The 14797-nt window shown below is 71.5% G+C and carries 14 protein-coding genes and 1 tRNA gene; 12 read left to right on the forward strand and 3 right to left on the reverse strand.

Going from position 1 to position 14797, the window contains the following annotated elements; genetic code table 11:
* Positions 1-36 precede the first annotated feature (36 nt).
* Genes ACIF6F_RS11945 through ACIF6F_RS11970 form a run of 6 tightly spaced genes read left to right on the forward strand, consistent with a single transcriptional unit; the run spans position 37 to position 6717 of the window.
* Positions 37-573 (forward strand): hypothetical protein, encoded by a 537-nt coding sequence (locus ACIF6F_RS11945; RefSeq protein WP_399944766.1) that lies wholly within the window; start codon positions 37-39, stop codon positions 571-573.
* Complete coding sequence (locus ACIF6F_RS11950) at positions 573-2015, forward strand: hypothetical protein (protein ID WP_399944769.1); 1443 nt, start codon at positions 573-575, stop codon at positions 2013-2015. The genes ACIF6F_RS11945 and ACIF6F_RS11950 overlap by 1 nt, the downstream gene beginning before the upstream one ends.
* Before the next feature lie 26 nt (positions 2016-2041).
* The gene (mycP, locus tag ACIF6F_RS11955; RefSeq protein WP_399944772.1) at positions 2042-3205 is read left to right on the forward strand and encodes a type VII secretion-associated serine protease mycosin; all 1164 of its coding nucleotides are present in this window, start codon (positions 2042-2044) and stop codon (positions 3203-3205) included.
* 15 nt (positions 3206-3220) lie between these two features.
* The gene (locus ACIF6F_RS11960; protein ID WP_399944775.1) at positions 3221-3604 is read left to right on the forward strand and encodes a hypothetical protein; all 384 of its coding nucleotides are present in this window, start codon (positions 3221-3223) and stop codon (positions 3602-3604) included.
* 9 nt (positions 3605-3613) lie between these two features.
* Positions 3614-5977, forward strand: a complete 2364-nt coding sequence (locus ACIF6F_RS11965) for a hypothetical protein (protein ID WP_399944777.1) — start codon at positions 3614-3616, stop codon at positions 5975-5977.
* 8 nt (positions 5978-5985) lie between these two features.
* A complete protein-coding gene (locus ACIF6F_RS11970; protein ID WP_399944780.1) occupies positions 5986-6717 on the forward strand; it encodes a hypothetical protein in 732 nt (243 codons plus the stop codon).
* Positions 6718-6800: 83 nt separating this feature from the next.
* On the opposite strand, the gene ACIF6F_RS11975 is transcribed toward ACIF6F_RS11970, so the two are convergent.
* Positions 6801-6872: transfer RNA gene (locus ACIF6F_RS11975), tRNA-Cys, on the reverse strand.
* A gap of 210 nt (positions 6873-7082) precedes the next feature.
* Between ACIF6F_RS11975 and ACIF6F_RS11980 the strand changes: the two genes are divergently transcribed.
* The 6 genes from ACIF6F_RS11980 (at position 7083) to ACIF6F_RS12005 (ending at position 13179) form a co-directional block, all read left to right on the forward strand.
* Positions 7083-8558: an MFS transporter gene (locus ACIF6F_RS11980; RefSeq protein WP_399944782.1), complete on the forward strand. Its 1476-nt coding sequence runs from the start codon at positions 7083-7085 to the stop codon at positions 8556-8558.
* A 32-nt stretch (positions 8559-8590) separates the two neighbouring features.
* The gene (locus ACIF6F_RS11985; protein ID WP_190106604.1) at positions 8591-8788 is read left to right on the forward strand and encodes an Arc family DNA-binding protein; all 198 of its coding nucleotides are present in this window, start codon (positions 8591-8593) and stop codon (positions 8786-8788) included.
* Positions 8788-9156, forward strand: a complete 369-nt coding sequence (locus ACIF6F_RS11990; RefSeq protein WP_399944785.1) for a type II toxin-antitoxin system death-on-curing family toxin — start codon at positions 8788-8790, stop codon at positions 9154-9156. The genes ACIF6F_RS11985 and ACIF6F_RS11990 overlap by 1 nt, the downstream gene beginning before the upstream one ends.
* A 295-nt stretch (positions 9157-9451) precedes the next feature.
* Entirely contained in the window at positions 9452-11239 is a 1788-nt protein-coding gene (locus ACIF6F_RS11995; RefSeq protein ID WP_399944788.1) for a DEAD/DEAH box helicase, read from the forward strand.
* Positions 11240-11624: 385 nt separating this feature from the next.
* Positions 11625-12266, forward strand: a complete 642-nt coding sequence (locus ACIF6F_RS12000; RefSeq protein WP_399944790.1) for an IclR family transcriptional regulator — start codon at positions 11625-11627, stop codon at positions 12264-12266.
* Positions 12267-12381: 115 nt separating this feature from the next.
* Entirely contained in the window at positions 12382-13179 is a 798-nt protein-coding gene (locus tag ACIF6F_RS12005; RefSeq protein ID WP_399944792.1) for a S16 family serine protease, read from the forward strand.
* Here the strand turns inward: ACIF6F_RS12005 and ACIF6F_RS12010 are convergent.
* Positions 13109-14452, reverse strand: a complete 1344-nt coding sequence (locus ACIF6F_RS12010) for an MFS transporter (RefSeq protein WP_399944794.1) — start codon at positions 14450-14452, stop codon at positions 13109-13111. The genes ACIF6F_RS12005 and ACIF6F_RS12010 overlap by 71 nt on opposite strands.
* Positions 14449-14640, reverse strand: a complete 192-nt coding sequence (locus ACIF6F_RS12015; protein WP_399944797.1) for a hypothetical protein — start codon at positions 14638-14640, stop codon at positions 14449-14451. Before ACIF6F_RS12015 ends, ACIF6F_RS12010 begins: the two co-directional genes overlap by 4 nt.
* Positions 14641-14797: the final 157 nt, after the last annotated feature.

Consider the following 14797-nt stretch of genomic DNA (forward strand, 5'->3'; position numbering starts at 1 on the left):
CGGGGCACACGCGGGTGACACACGGGGAGGGCCAACGTGGCGGTGGACGACGGGGCGGGCTCCTTCGGCCTGCTCGCGGGCGGGGTCTTGGCGGGCGGTCTCGCGGGCGCGGTGGCCGCACAGGCGAAGGCCATGTCCGTCGAGGTCGAGTCGATGCAGAAGTTCAAGACGCGCGTCGACGAGCTGCTGACCAAGCTGGAAGGCTCCCAGGCGGCGCCCAAGGCGATCGCCGACGGCACGCTGCCGTCGGGCGACCTGGGCAAGGGCTTCCACGAGGCCGACGGGCTGTACGGCGCGTACAACAAGGTCCACGGCGAGCTGACCAACCTCTCGAAGGCGCTGGCCGGCCAGATAGAGGCGCTGAGCATCGCGGTCGAGGGCTCCCGCGTGGGCTACGAGAACATCGACGAGGACATCAAGCAGCGCATGCGCCGCCTGCACGCGGACGCGGAGAAGCGGTACGACCCGAAGCGCGACCCGGCGGCCAAGGAGCACGAGGGCGGGCACGGCCAGGACCCGGCCCAGGGTCCGCCCACGGGTGACGACGGCGGTTCGAAGGAGGGTTCCCTCTGATGGCGACGAACTTCGAGGGCCACTCCCATCAGGAGCTGCTCACCATGCTCGCCTCGGCGGACGCGGCGACGGCCAAGAGCCTGGGCACGCAGCTGACCGAGGCCGCCAAGACCATCAAGGAGATCGGCGAGGACCTCAAGGCCCATGCCCCGAAGGTGGCTTGGGAGGGCGAGGGCGGCGACGCGTTCCGCGAGTGGGTCAACGCCACGGGCAACGCGACGCTCCGGCTGAGCGAGTACAGCGCCACGGGCGGCACCTGGATGACCAACGCTGCCCAGACGATCGTCGAGGTCAAGGCCAACATGCCGCAGCGCGACAAGACCGCGGCGGCCAACCTGGAGGCGGCCGACGACGCCCCGAACGACCCGGACTCGGACCAGATCGCCCGCGAGGCCCGCGCGAAGCTGAACGGCGACCACGCGACGGCGGTCCAGCAGATGACGAAGCTGGCGCAGTCGTACGAGGCGTCGTCGCTGGCGATGAACAGGGCGGAACCTCCTACGTTTCCGCCGCCGCCGGAGGCGTTCGTGCCGGACGGCGGCTACGCGCCGGTTCAGGAGATCCAACGCCCCGGAGGCGCGTACGCGGGCGGAGGCTCCGGGGGTACGGGTGGCTCGGGCTACAACCCACCGCCCTCGCGCGAAGGCGGGACCGGCACGACTCCGCCGCCGGTGCAGGAGTCCCCGACCCCGTCGCCCCAGCCGAACACTCCGACGCCCGTCACGCCGGACGCCCGCACCCCCGTGATCCCGGATCGCGACAACGACCCGCGACTCGACAGCGTGGCCCCGCCGATCGAGCGGAAGAATCCGCCGGTCACGACGCTGCCGCCCGTAGTCAATCCGCCCAACGGGGGTGGTCCCCTGCCGAACGTACCCACGCCCCCGCCACTCGTGCTGCCCCCGAACGGCCTCAAGCCCGGTGGCGGCGGTCCCGGCCTCCCGCCCGGCGGGGGAATCCGACAGACCCCGCCGCCGGTCATGGGTGGCGGCCCGGGCGGCCCCGGCGGCCGCTTCGGTGGCACGGGGCTGACCCCCAGGGACTCGGGCATCATGGGCGGCCGTCAGGTGCCGGTCAGCAGGACGCCGTCTGCCGGAATCCCGCGTGGCACGGTCATCGGCGAGACGGGCGGCGGCCAGACCGGACGTTCCCCGGGAGGCTTCATGGGCGGTGCCGGCGGTCACGGTGGCGGCCAGGGCGCCTCTCCGGTCGGGCGTCGGCTCGCCAGTGAGCCCGGGGGCGTCTACGGGCGTCAGCAGGCGGCCGGTTCGGCCAGTGGTCGTCCGTTCACCCAGGGCGGCTCCGGTCTCGTACGAGGTCAGTCCAACGGGCAGCCGGAGGAGCGCGAGGAGCGTCGGGGGCACCGTCCCGACTACCTTGCCGAGGACGAAGAGACCTGGCAGTCGGGCAACCGTCGTGTTGTCCCGCCGGTGATCGACTGAGCGAACGGGAATTGCACGAAATGCGTATGCGTGGAGCTACGTCAGCCCTGCTGGGTCTGCTGCTGGCCGGAGTCGCCGCGACTCCGGCCCATGCCGAAACCGTGCGCTCGATGCAGTGGCATCTCGACGCCATGAAGGCAGACGAGATGTGGAAGACCAGTACCGGCGAGGGGATCACCGTTGCGGTGATCGACAGCGGTGTGAGCCCGGTTCCGGAGCTCGAAGGGCGAGTCCTCGACGGCAAGGACCTCCTGAAGGCCAAGGGCGACGAGCACACGGACGTCCGTAATCACGGCACGACGATGGCCGCGCTGATCGCGGGAACCGGCGAACGCGGCAACAGCGGTTCTTACGGACTCGCTCCCGGCGTCAAGATCCTCCCCGTACGGGTGGGGGAGGGCGGCGGGGGAGCGGCCCACCACGCGGACCTTGCCGCTGCCATCCGCTACGCGGCCGAGGCGAACGCCAGGGTCATCAACATCTCGATGGGCGGCCCCGGTGACACCGCAGAGCTTCGCGATGCCGTGAAGTACGCCCTCAAAAGGGGCTCACTGATCTTCGCCTCGGTCGGAAACTCCGGGGACTCCGACAACCTTCCCAAGTTCCCCGCTGCCACCCCGGGCGTGGTGGGTGTTGGTGCGATCGACCGGCAGGCGAAGGCCGTGAAGGTGTCACAGCACGGCCCTCAGGTGGACCTCGCCGCACCCGGCGGAGACGTGATCGGCGGCTGCGCCACGAACTCCGGGCTCTGCACGGCAACCGGTACCAGCCCGGCCAGCGCACTGGCATCGGCCTCCGCCGCCCTCATCTGGTCCGCCCACCCCACCTGGACCAACAACCAGGTCCTCCGCGTCATGCTGAACACGGCCGGCAAGCCCCGTGACGGGAAGGAGCGCAGCGACTACATCGGCTACGGCGTCGTCCGCCCCCGCATCGCGCTGACCGACCCCGGCGACCCGGGCCCCGCGGACGTGTACCCCCTCCCCGACCTCGCAGCCGCCGAGCCGAAGCCGCAGCCGGACCCCTCCAAGACCCGGGCGCCGCAGGCCAACGGCCCGGCCGACGCCACGCCGATCGACGACGGCTCCGGAGGCGACGAGCCGTACATCGCCCTCGGCATCGGCGCGGCCGTGCTGATCGGCGGGGCCGTGGCCGTGGTCGCCGTACGTTATCGCCGCCGGAACCAGTAGGAAGCGAGACGCGACGTGTCCTTCGAGAAGGAATGGGCCTCCGCGCGCACCACCGCAGCCCACACCACCAGCCCCACCGCCGACCTGAGCGTCGACCCGGACGCCCTCGGGGCGGTCGGCAGCGACGCGTACGACCTCTACCAGCGGCTCTCGCGCGACGGAGACCACGCCCGCCCGGCGACCTTCGACGCGTCCATCGCGCTCACGAACACGAACTTCCGGAGCGGTCCGGCCCTGCTGACCGTCCACGACCGCTGGAACACGCAGCTGCGCACGCTCCTCGACGCCTGCGCCAACGTCTCCAACCACCTGGACTACTCCGCGGCCTCGCACGCCAAGGAGGAGGCGGACATCACCGCCGCCCTGTCCGCGTCCAAGATCAACGAGTACCTCAAGTAGGGCAACGACATGACCAGCGCGCTGACGTTCGCCGACATCTACACCCTCCAACTCGCCAAGCTGCACGACGCGGTGACCGACTGGGGCGCGATGGCCGGGAAGCTGGAGACCCTTTCCGGCGATGCGAGAAGCGGCATGCTGGCCAAGGCGAACGCCGCCGACTGGCGCGGGGTCAACGCCGACGTGACCAAGCCCTTCATCGGCAAGACCGCCAAGGAGTTCGGCGACGCCGCGGCGGCCGCCAAGGGCATCGGGACGATCCTCGGCCAGGGCTACGCGGCGTTCAAGCACGCGCAGGACCAGCTGAAGAAGATCGTCTCCACGGAGGCTCCCGCCCAGCAGCTCGTGGTCGACGTCGACTCGGGCAAGGTCAGGGCCGCCGACCCGCTGAGCAACCACCCCGAGGGCCGACACGACCCCGACTACGACGACCTGGTCCGCAAGGAGGGCGCGGCCATCAAGGCCCTCCAGCGGCGCATCGACGCGATCGTGGAGACCTGCGACGACGCCGACCAGTCCATGGCCCGCGCGCTGCGGGCCAACATCACCGACGACGCCCACAACTTCAGCCCGCCCAAGTACGACAGCCTGGACGCCGAGGAGGCACAGCGCGCGGCCGACCTCGCGAAGAAGGGGCGCGAGCTCACGCGCGATGAACTGGTCCAGCTCAACGAGCTGCTGAAGGACAACCACGGTGCGCCGGCCTTCTCGACGCACTTCTACGAGACGCTCGGGCCGCGCAAGGCCCTGGAACTTTTCGGGCAGCTGTCGACGGACACGTACGACTACACCGAGGTGAACGGGCAGCGGCTGAAGGACGTGCAGGAGCTCCAGCGCAACCTCGGCCTCAACCTGGCGACGGCGACGGACCCGGACCACAAGCCGCACCTGCCGGCGTCGTTCGGGCAGGAACTGCGCAAGCTGGGCACCGAGCGGATCATGCTGCACGAGTACGACCGCAGCGGCGCCTTCGGCTACCAGCTGCTGAGCGGCATCATGCGGTACGGCGACTACGACGCCCGCTTCCTGAACCCCATCGCGGAACACGCGGCCCAACTGCACGCCGAGGACCCGTACCGGTGGGCGGACACGAAGCCGCTGGGCGGGTACCCGAAGAACATGTTCAACCCGTCCGGGCTGAACGGCGCCGGCTTCGACCCGATGACGGGCTTCCTGGAGGCGCTGGGGCACAGTCCGGAGGCGGCGAAGCAGTTCTTCTCGCCGGACAACCCGATGACCGCGTACAACGAGGACGGCACTGTCAAGGAGGGCAAGACGGCGGACCTGGGCCAGGACGCCGACGGCAAGCCGATCGGCAGCTACCTCGACTTCTTCGGGAACGACAAGTACAAGACCTTCCCCGACATCGAGATCTTCGACCCGGAAGAGGCGAAGAAGGCCCTCAAGTTCATGCCGGACGCACTCGGCCACGCCCTCGAAGCGGCCACGCTCGGCCACGCCTGGGACGACCCGAGCCCGAAGCTGCTGCGCGACGAGGGTTCGGCGCGGATCATGGAGCTTGTTGCGTCGAAGTACGGCGGGGACGCGGGTCTTCTCAAGGACCGGGAGATTCTGGCGGACAGCCTAGGCCGCATGACGGCGGGTTACATCGACGACGTCAACTGGGCGCTGGACAAGAACGATGATGGCAGCGTCTTCGCCCCTCAAAACGGCAAGGAGAAGCTGCACGCGGCATTCGGTCGTGAGGGCGCGCGAGACCTCCTGAGCGCGCTGGGCCAGCACCCGGACGCCTACGCATCGGTTTCCGCTGCGGATCGCATCTACTCGTCCAGCGTGCTGGAAACGGCCGTGCGTCCGGACGGAACCATCGACGAAGGGCGTGCCCGCGCGACGATCCGCGCCACTGCCGAAGTGCAGGGAATGCTCGACGAGTCCCGCGCCGGGCAACTCCGGGGCGAGGCGGAGGAGGTCCACAAGGAGTACGAGCGGGCTCAGGCACAGCGCGCCGCCTGGATCGAGTTCGGCACGGGAGCCGCCGTCGCCGCAGGTGTCGCCTTCCTGCCGGCCACGGCCGCGGCGGCCGGAGCGGCGGCAATCCTCGTTCCGCTGGCGGTCGACACCGGCAGCGGAGCCATCGAGCAGGTGGCCGGGCAGGTGATCGGCGACTGGTCGGACGAAGCGGTGGACAAGCACCAGGACGAGATCGACGGAGAGACCCACACCAGCACCAAGACGATGTTCCAAGCGGGTGAGCGCAGCGCCGAGGCGCCGATGGAGCGTTTCATCGAGGCGCATAAGGTCGACCGGAACAGCAACTTCGGCAACGACCTGATCGAGTCCATGCGGGACGGCTACCAGACCGGCAACTCCCGTGCGGCCCAGCAGGGACACGAGGCGGAGACCGGCAAGTGAAACGGGACATGAGCACACGCAACCGGAAGGCCGCGCTGGGCATAGTCCTGATGGCGCTGGTCGCGGCCGGGTGCGGTACGTCGGACGAGGGCGCCCCCGAACCTTCGCGGGCCCAGAGCTTCTCCGCGACGCAGGTGTGCGGCGGGTCGGTCGTGCTGCCCTCGTCAGCCAAAGCGCTGGAGAGGCTCACTGGGGCCACTTCCTTCGTGCCTGGCAAGGAGAAGCAGGAACTGGGTGTACCCGCTACGGCCAAGGTCCTGGAAGAGGCGTACAAAGCTGGGCGCGGCATCTACGACATGCCGGGCGCAGATTGCGTGATCCGCGGCGACTCGACCTCTACTCCGCTCAATTCCACCGTGAAGTTGCGCTTTGACGCGTACAGCGAGAAGGCGGATCTGGACGACTATAGGAAGCACCGCCTCGAACATGGCAAGGGGACGATGACGTCGCTGTACGGTTCCCGTACCTCGATCTCGTTCGACTGCGTCAGCTCCCGCGTCGGGTCCACACAAGACATCCCCCTCCGGGTCAACGGCCGGATTACATCCGCGGCCAGCACCGCCAGCCCCGAACCACCCACCGCCGCCGAAGACCGCATGCTCATCCTCCACACGGCTTCCCTGAGCCTCGCCAAAGAGCTCGGGTGCCGGGACAACGGCGGGCTGCCGGACGACGTGTCCGGGCTTCCCGAGCCGTTGCCGCCCCTGGATCGAGGGGCGTCCCCTTCGCCCTCCCGCTGACGCGGAAGACAAACGGCACGGCGCCCGGAACCGCAGGGTCCGGGCGCCGTGCCGTGTCGCGCCGTGCGCCGTACGGCGCGCAGAGACCGCGACCGGAATCGAACCGGCGTAAACCGCTTTGCAGGCGGTTCCCTCAACCACTCGGGCACGCGGTCGTGCTGTGGTGCTCCGACCGTATGCGCGGCCGCCGCCGGGCCGGAAGGGATCCGGCGGGGACGCAACGCGACTGCCACAGCGCGTTCACAGTCCCCCGCGCCCGTAACCGGAGACTCCCGGTCCTAGGGCCCCCGGCCCACACGGGGTCCGCCTCATTGCCCCCTTCCCGGACAGGGACGATCGCCAGGGTTGCCCCTTACCCTGAGGCGATGAGCGCCACCGAACCGCAGACCGCGTCGTCAGCGACCGCCGCCCCGCCGCCCGCGTCCGAGCCGCAGGGCGGTGTTCTGGGTGCCGCGCACCGGGCGCTCACCGTCGGCATCGTCACCGTCGTGCTGCTCATCGCCTTCGAGGCCACGGCCGTCGGCACCGCGATGCCGGTCGCCGCCCGCGAGCTGGACGGCGTGGGCCTGTACGCCTTCGCGTTCTCCTCCTACTTCACCACCAGCCTCTTCGGCATGGTGCTGGCCGGGCAGTGGTGCGACCGCCAGGGCCCGCTGCGCTCGCTCACCACCGGCATCGGCGCCTTCGCGGCCGGCCTGGTGCTGTCCGGCACCGCGGGGGCCATGTGGCTGTTCGTCCTCGGGCGGGCCGTGCAGGGGCTGGGCGGCGGGCTGGTGATCGTCGCGCTGTACGTGGTGGTCAGCCGGGCCTACGACGAGCGGCTGCGGCCCGCGATCATGGCGGCCTTCGCCGCGAGCTGGGTGGTGCCGTCCATCGTCGGTCCGCTCGCCGCCGGCACGGTCACCGAGCACCTCGGCTGGCGCTGGGTGTTCGTCGGGATCCCGGTGCTGGTGGTCTTCCCGCTGCTGATCGCGCTGCCCGCGATACGCCGTACCGCATCCGGTCCCGCGGACCCGACCGCCCCGCCCGTCGCCTTCGACCGGCGCCGGATCCGGCTCGCCTTCGGGATCTCCGTAGGGGCCGGGCTGCTCCAGTACGCGGCCCAGGACCTCCGGTGGCTGTCGCTGCTGCCGGGTGTCGTGGGCGCCGCGCTGCTGGTGCCGGCCGTGCTGGGGCTGCTGCCGCGCGGCACCTACCGGGCGGCCCGTGGGCTGCCGGCCGTGGTGCTGCTGCGCGGGGTGGCGGCCGGGTCGTTCATCGCCGCCGAGTCGTTCATCCCGCTGATGCTGGTGACGCAGCGGGGGCTGAGCCCGACGCTGGCGGGCTTCTCGCTGGCCCCGGCCGGGCTCACCTGGGCGCTCGGGTCCTGGGTGCAGGCGCGGCCGTGGGCCGAGAAGTACCGCGAGCGGCTGGTCGTGGGCGGCATGGCCGTGGTGGCGGTGTGCATCGCCGCCGTGCCGCTGGTGCTGATCGAGACGGTGCCGGTGTGGCTGCTGGCCGTCGTGTGGGGCCTGGCCTGCTTCGGGATGGGCCTGGTCATGGCGGCGGGCAGCGTGCTGCTGCTGAAGCTGTCGGCGCCGGAGGAGGCGGGGGCCAACTCGGCCGCCCTCCAGATCTCCGACGCCCTCGCGAACGTGGTGCTGCTGGCCGGCGGCGGTGCGGCCTTCGCCGCCCTCGGCGGCGGCTCGGTGGGCATGGCCCACGCCGCGGCCTCCTCCGACGCGGCCGCCTCCCACCCGGCGGCCTTCGCCGCGGTCTTCCTGCCGATCGCCTGCGTTGCCGCGGTCGGCGTCTGGGTGGCCTCCCGGCTTTCACCCGCACGGGGCGCCGAAACCGGGTGACACCGGCTGGTACCACGCGGTACCGTCGTGTCATGGCTGGTTTGAACGTGAGGTTCACCGAGGAAGAGCTGGACGCGCTCCGCGAGCGTGCCGAGGCCGAGGGGCGGAGCATGCAGTCCTTCGCGCACGACGCCGTCATCAGAGCCATAAACGAACACTCGCGCCTCTTCAACGAAGCGGCCGAGCATGTGCTGAAGGCGAGTGAGGAGCTGAACCGGAGGCTCGCCTGATGCACTACCTGACCCTGCCCGAGCTGCTGAACCTCGCGCAGCGGCTCGGGGCCAGTGACGTGCGTGATTTCGGTCTGCTGGACTCGGCCCTCGCGCGGCCCCAGTCGAGCGTGTTCGGCCAGGACGCCTACCCCGACGTGTGGCAGAAGGCCGCTGCGCTGATGGAATCGCTGGCCCGCAATCACGGGCTCGTCGACGGGAACAAGCGGATCGCCTGGTACGCGACCTGGGTCTTCCTGCACATGAACGGTCACCCACTGGACGCCCAGTTCGACGTGGACGAGGCGGAGCAGTTCGTGCTCGACGTGTGCCAGGGAGCGCTGGACGTCCCGAAGATCGCAGCACAGCTGCCCCGCTTCGCAGCCTGACGGCGTTGACCCCGGTGCCCCGCGCCGCCCGGCGCGGGGCGCCGGGGCGTCCGGCCCCGCCCGCCCGGCCGGGCACTCGTATTCCCCCGTGCCCCCGGATGTGAGTCTCGCCGCACCCCCCGAGGTCACGGCCTCGTCTGCCCGCACGTGGGTCGGCGGCACCGGTAGGGTGGCCCGGTTGTCCTTACGTACGACCGCCCTTGAGCCCGCACGACGTGCCCGTCCCGCACGTGCCGGCGGGCCCGTCACTGCGCGTGCGACCGCCCGTACAGCCGAGAGCCCCGAACCGGAGACCGTGACTACTACCGCCTCCCACCACCTCTCACCCGCCTTTCCCGGCCGTGCCCCCTGGGGTACCGCCAGCAAGCTGCGTGCCTGGCAGCAGGGGGCGCTGGACAAGTACATCCAGACGCAGCCCCGCGACTTCCTCGCCGTCGCGACGCCCGGCGCCGGCAAGACGACCTTCGCGCTCACCCTCGCCTCGTGGCTGCTGCACCACCACGTCGTGCAGCAGGTGACCGTGGTCGCCCCCACCGAGCACCTGAAGAAGCAGTGGGCCGAGGCGGCCGCCCGGATAGGCATCCGGCTCGACCCCGAGTACTCCGCCGGACCGCTGAGCAAGGAGTACCACGGCGTCGCGGTCACCTACGCCGGTGTCGGCGTGCGCCCGATGCTCCACCGCAACCGCTGCGAGCAGCGCAAGACGCTCGTCATCCTCGACGAGATCCACCACGCCGGTGACTCGAAGTCCTGGGGCGAGGCCTGCCTGGAGGCGTTCGACCCGGCGACCCGCCGCCTCGCGCTCACCGGAACCCCTTTCCGTTCCGACACGAATCCCATTCCTTTCGTCACGTACGAGGAAGGGAATGACGGAATCAGGAGATCGTCCGCCGATTACACGTACGGATATGGGAACGCTCTCGGCGACGGGGTGGTTCGTCCCGTCATTTTCCTGTCCTACAGCGGAAACATGCGGTGGCGCACGAAGGCCGGCGACGAGATCGCGGCCCGCCTCGGCGAACCCATGACCAAGGACGCCATCTCCCAGGCCTGGCGCACCGCGCTCGACCCGCGCGGCGACTGGATGCCCAACGTGCTGCGCGCCGCCGACCAGCGGCTGACGGAGGTGCGCAAGGGCATCCCGGACGCCGGCGGCCTGGTGATCGCCTCCGACCAGGACTCGGCCCGCGCGTACGCCAAGCTGATCCGCGAGATCACCGGTACCAAGGCCACCCTCGTGCTCTCCGACGACGCGGGTGCCTCCAAGCACATCGACACCTTCAGCGGGAACGACGACCGCTGGATGGTCGCGGTCCGCATGGTGTCCGAGGGCGTCGACGTACCGCGCCTCGCCGTCGGCGTGTACGCGACGACGATTTCCACCCCGCTGTTCTTCGCCCAGGCCGTCGGCCGCTTCGTGCGCTCGCGCAGGCGCGGCGAGACCGCCTCCGTGTTCCTTCCGACGATTCCCTACCTCCTCGGCTTCGCCAACGAGATGGAGGTCGAGCGCGACCACGTGCTCGACAAGCCCAAGAAGGAGGGCGGGGAGGAAGACCCGTACGCCGAGTCCGAGAAGGAGATGGACGAGGCGAACAAGCAGCAGGACGAGGACACCGGCGAGCAGGACATGCTGCCCTTCGAGGCGCTGGAGTCCGACGCCGTCTTCGACCGCGTCCTCTACGACGGCGCCGAATTCGGCATGCAGGCGCACCCGGGCAGCGAGGAGGAGCAGGACTACCTCGGCATCCCTGGCCTGCTGGAGCCCGACCAGGTGCAGCTGCTGCTCCAGAAGCGGCAGGCCCGCCAGATCGCGCACAGCAAGCGCAGGCCCGACGCCGAGGCCGACCTGCTGGAGCTGCCGGCCGAGCGGCGCCCCGTCGTGTCGCACAAGGAACTGCTGGAGCTGCGCAAGTCGCTCAACACCATGGTCGGTGCGTACGTCCACCAGAGCGGCAAGCCGCACGGCGTGATCCACACCGAGCTGCGCCGGGTCTGCGGCGGCCCGCCGAGCGCGGAGGCCACCGCGGGGCAGCTGCGCGAGCGCATCAAGAAGGTCCAGGAGTGGGCCACCCGGATGCGCTGATCCGGTTTCGTACGAAACGGGGGCGAGGGCCCGTGCGGAGGAACGCACGGGCCCTCGCCGTTGACCGCGAAGTGCGGTCGACCATACCGATGGTAATGAAACGGTAAATCCCTTTCGGGTCGTATAAGGTCCCCGATGGCAAAGACCTTGGTCCCGAAACGGCGCAAATTGCTTGCTACCGCCCGGATTCTGGACGAGGGCTTCCGCTCAGCGGACCCGGTCGCTACATTTCCCCGCATTGAAACGCCCCGTGGCAGCGCCGCCGCGGAGCGCAGCCGGTGCTCATGGCCTTTATCCGGCGGCCTCTCCGTGCGTCGCCGATGGGACCGGCAGCGCTACCGCCCCGTGAGAGATCACCGCCGCTCACCACAGAGGGAGAGGCGTCGTGACCGCGGAAACCTCCCAGACTCTCGACAGAGGACTTCGAGTCCTCAAACTCCTTGCCGACACCGACCACGGTCTGACCGTCACCGAGCTCTCCAACCGGCTCGGCGTCAACCGCACCGTGGTCTACCGCCTCCTCGCCACGCTGGAACAGCACGCGCTGGTACGCCGTGACCTGGGCGGCCGCGCCCGCGTCGGGCTCGGCGTGCTGAGGCTGGGCCGCCAGGTCCACCCGCTCGTGCGCGAGGCCGCGCTGCCCGCGCTCCGGTCGCTCGCCGAGGACATAGGCGCCACCGCGCACCTGACCCTCGTGGACGGCACGGAGGCCCTCGCGGTCGCCGTGGTGGAGCCGACCTGGACCGACTACCACGTCGCCTACCGGGCCGGCTTCCGGCACCCGCTGGACCGCGGGGCCGCCGGACGCGCCATCCTCGCCGCCCGCCAGAACGCCCCCGACGACCCGGGGTACACGCTCACCCACGGCGAACTCGAAGCCGGCGCCAGCGGGGCCGCAGCGCCCCTGGTCGGCATCACGGGCCTGGAGGGCAGCGTCGGCGTCGTCATGCTCGCCGACGCCGTGCCCGAGCGCGTGGGCCCGCGCGTGGTCGACGCGGCCCGAGAGGTCGCCGACGCCCTGCGCTGACGGCCCGCCCGCGTACGCACTCCCCCCACGCGCGTACGTGCACGACCGCCCCACCGGCTCCGGGCGCACAGCCGCCCGGAACCGCCCCGAGCACCCGGCCCGCTAGATTGGCCGGGTGCTCTCACGCCTCACTCGTCTGCCCCGCCCCACCGCCCTCGGCATCTGCGCGGTCCCCGTGCTCGCGCTGCTCGCCGTGGCGGCTTTCGCCCCGCTGCCCTTCGCGCTCGCGCGTCCGGGGCTGACGGCGGACGTCCTGGGCTCCCAGAAGGGCAAGCCGGTCATCACGATCACCGGGGCCCCGACCCGCAAGACCGAGGGGCAGCTCAGGATGACCACCATCCTCGCCACCGGCCCCTCCGTCGACGTGGGCCTCGGCGAGCTGGTCGGCAGCTGGTTCCGCACGGACCGGGCGGTGCTGCCCAAGGAGGCGGTCTACCCCACGGGCGGAAACGACGAGGAGATCGAGCAGCACAACCTGGAGCAAATGCAGAAGTCCCAGGACGCCGCGACCGCAGCGGCCCTCGGCTACCTCAAGAAGGACCCGAAGACCGTCAAGGTCGACCTCTCCCTCGCGGACGTGGGCGGCCCCAGCGCCGGCCTGCTGTTCTCCCTCGGCATCGTCGACAAGCTCGACGGCGACGGCAGCGGCGGCGACCTCACCGGCGGCCGCGTGATCGCGGGCACCGGCACCATCACCGACACCGGCGAGGTGGGCGCGGTCGGCGGCGTGGCCCTGAAGACCCAGGCCGCCAAGCGCGACGGCGCGACCGTGTTCCTCGTACCGAAGGCGGAGTGCTCCGACGCCAAGGCCGAGCTGCCCGACGGGCTGCGGCTGGTTCCGGTCACGACCCTGTCGGGTGCGGTGTCCGCCCTGAAGGCGCTGGAGAAGGGCGGCTCTGTCCCGAGCTGCTGACCGGCTCCGCGGCCATCACGGCGTACTCCGGTCCCATCGTCCGCCAGGACGGGAACACCAGCGGCGAGAGCGTCGCCAGCAGGTACGCGGCCCCGAACGCCAGCAGCGCACCGGTCACCCCGGCCCCCTCGGCCAGCAGTCCCGCCGCCAGGCCGCCCAGCGGCATGGCCAGCTCGCACCCGGCCGTGGACACCCCGGCGACCCGGCTGCGCAGCTCCTCCGGGACCCGCTCGAAGACCATCGTGGTCAGGATCGGGTTGAGCATCCCGGCCCCCAGGCCCGCCAGCGCCATCGTCACCGCCAGCGGCGTCACCGTGTCCGTCGCCGCCGCCACCGCCCACCGGGTCGGCCCGCTCACCAGGAAGGCCGCGGCGAACACCGCCCGGCGCGGAAAGCGCTCGCCGACCGCCCCGTACAGCAGCGCGCCCAGCAGCGCCGCCCCGCCGAACAGGGCCACCAGCAGTCCCAGCTGCGCCGCCCCGCCCAGCTCCTGGCGCGCGTGCACCGGCAGCAGCACCGCGCTCCACGCCTGGTCCAGGCCGTTGGTGACCATGACCATCACGGTCACGCCGAGCAGCAGGCGGCTGCGGACCAGGAAGGCCCAGCCCTCGCCCAGCTCGGCCCGGTACGAGGCGAGGGAGACGGCTCCCGCGCCGGGCCGAGGCTCGGCAGCCGCCACCCCGCGCACCCCGAAGGCGACCAGCGCGGCGGACACCAGGAACGTGCCGGCGTCCAGCAGCAGCACGGACTCCGCGCCCAGTACGGCGATCAGTGCGCCGGCCAGCGCGGCGCCCAGCATCCGGGCGCCGCGCGAGACCCCGTCGTACAGGCTCGCGGCCCGGGTCACGGTGGTCCCGGCGTGCAGGGCGAGGTTGGGCAGCAGCACGCCGCGGGCGGTGAGCCCGGGAGTGTGCACCAGTCCGCCGACTGCCATCAGCGCGCAGAGCGTCCGGAACTCCAGCAGCCCCGCGTGGTGCAGCAGCGGGATCGCCCCGACCGACGCTCCGCAGACCAGGTCGGACAGCACCGACACGCGGCGGCGGCCGATCCGGTCGATCACGGGGCCGCCGGCCAGGGCGGCCACCACGATGGGCAGGGTGGCGCAGAAGGCCACCACCCCGGCCCGCGCGGCGCTGCCGGTGGTCTGGAGCACGAACCACGGCACCCCGATCAGGGTGAGTGAACTTCCTGCTATGGAGACGGTGTTGGCGGCCAGCAGGGCCGCGAGGGGCCCCCTGCGGGAGGGGGCCGGCGGGTGCGCGGTACCGCTCATGCCGCGGGCGCGGGGTGCATGAGGCGGGTGCCGGCCCCGACCAGGGCCGCGCCGAGGCGGTGCCGCAGGCCGTGGGCGCGGCCGGTCCGGCCGGCCTCGTGGGCCAGCTGCCAGTCGCGGGCCGCGGCGCGGAGCTCGGCGGCGCGGGCGCAGTGGGCCTGGGTGTGGGTGTCGCTGAAGGTGTGCATGGCAGGACTCCTTCTGTGGGGTGTGGGTGCGCGGGCCGTGGCCCGGGCACGTGGGTGCGCGGACCGGCGTCCGGGCAGGGGAGGGCGCGCCGCGGCCGGGGTGGGTGCGCGGGGGCCCGTACGCCGCGGTGGACGCGCGGCGGTGGACACGGCGGGT

The organism is Streptomyces sp. NPDC086023 (genome assembly GCF_044540325.1).
Taxonomy (GTDB): domain Bacteria; phylum Actinomycetota; class Actinomycetes; order Streptomycetales; family Streptomycetaceae; genus Streptomyces.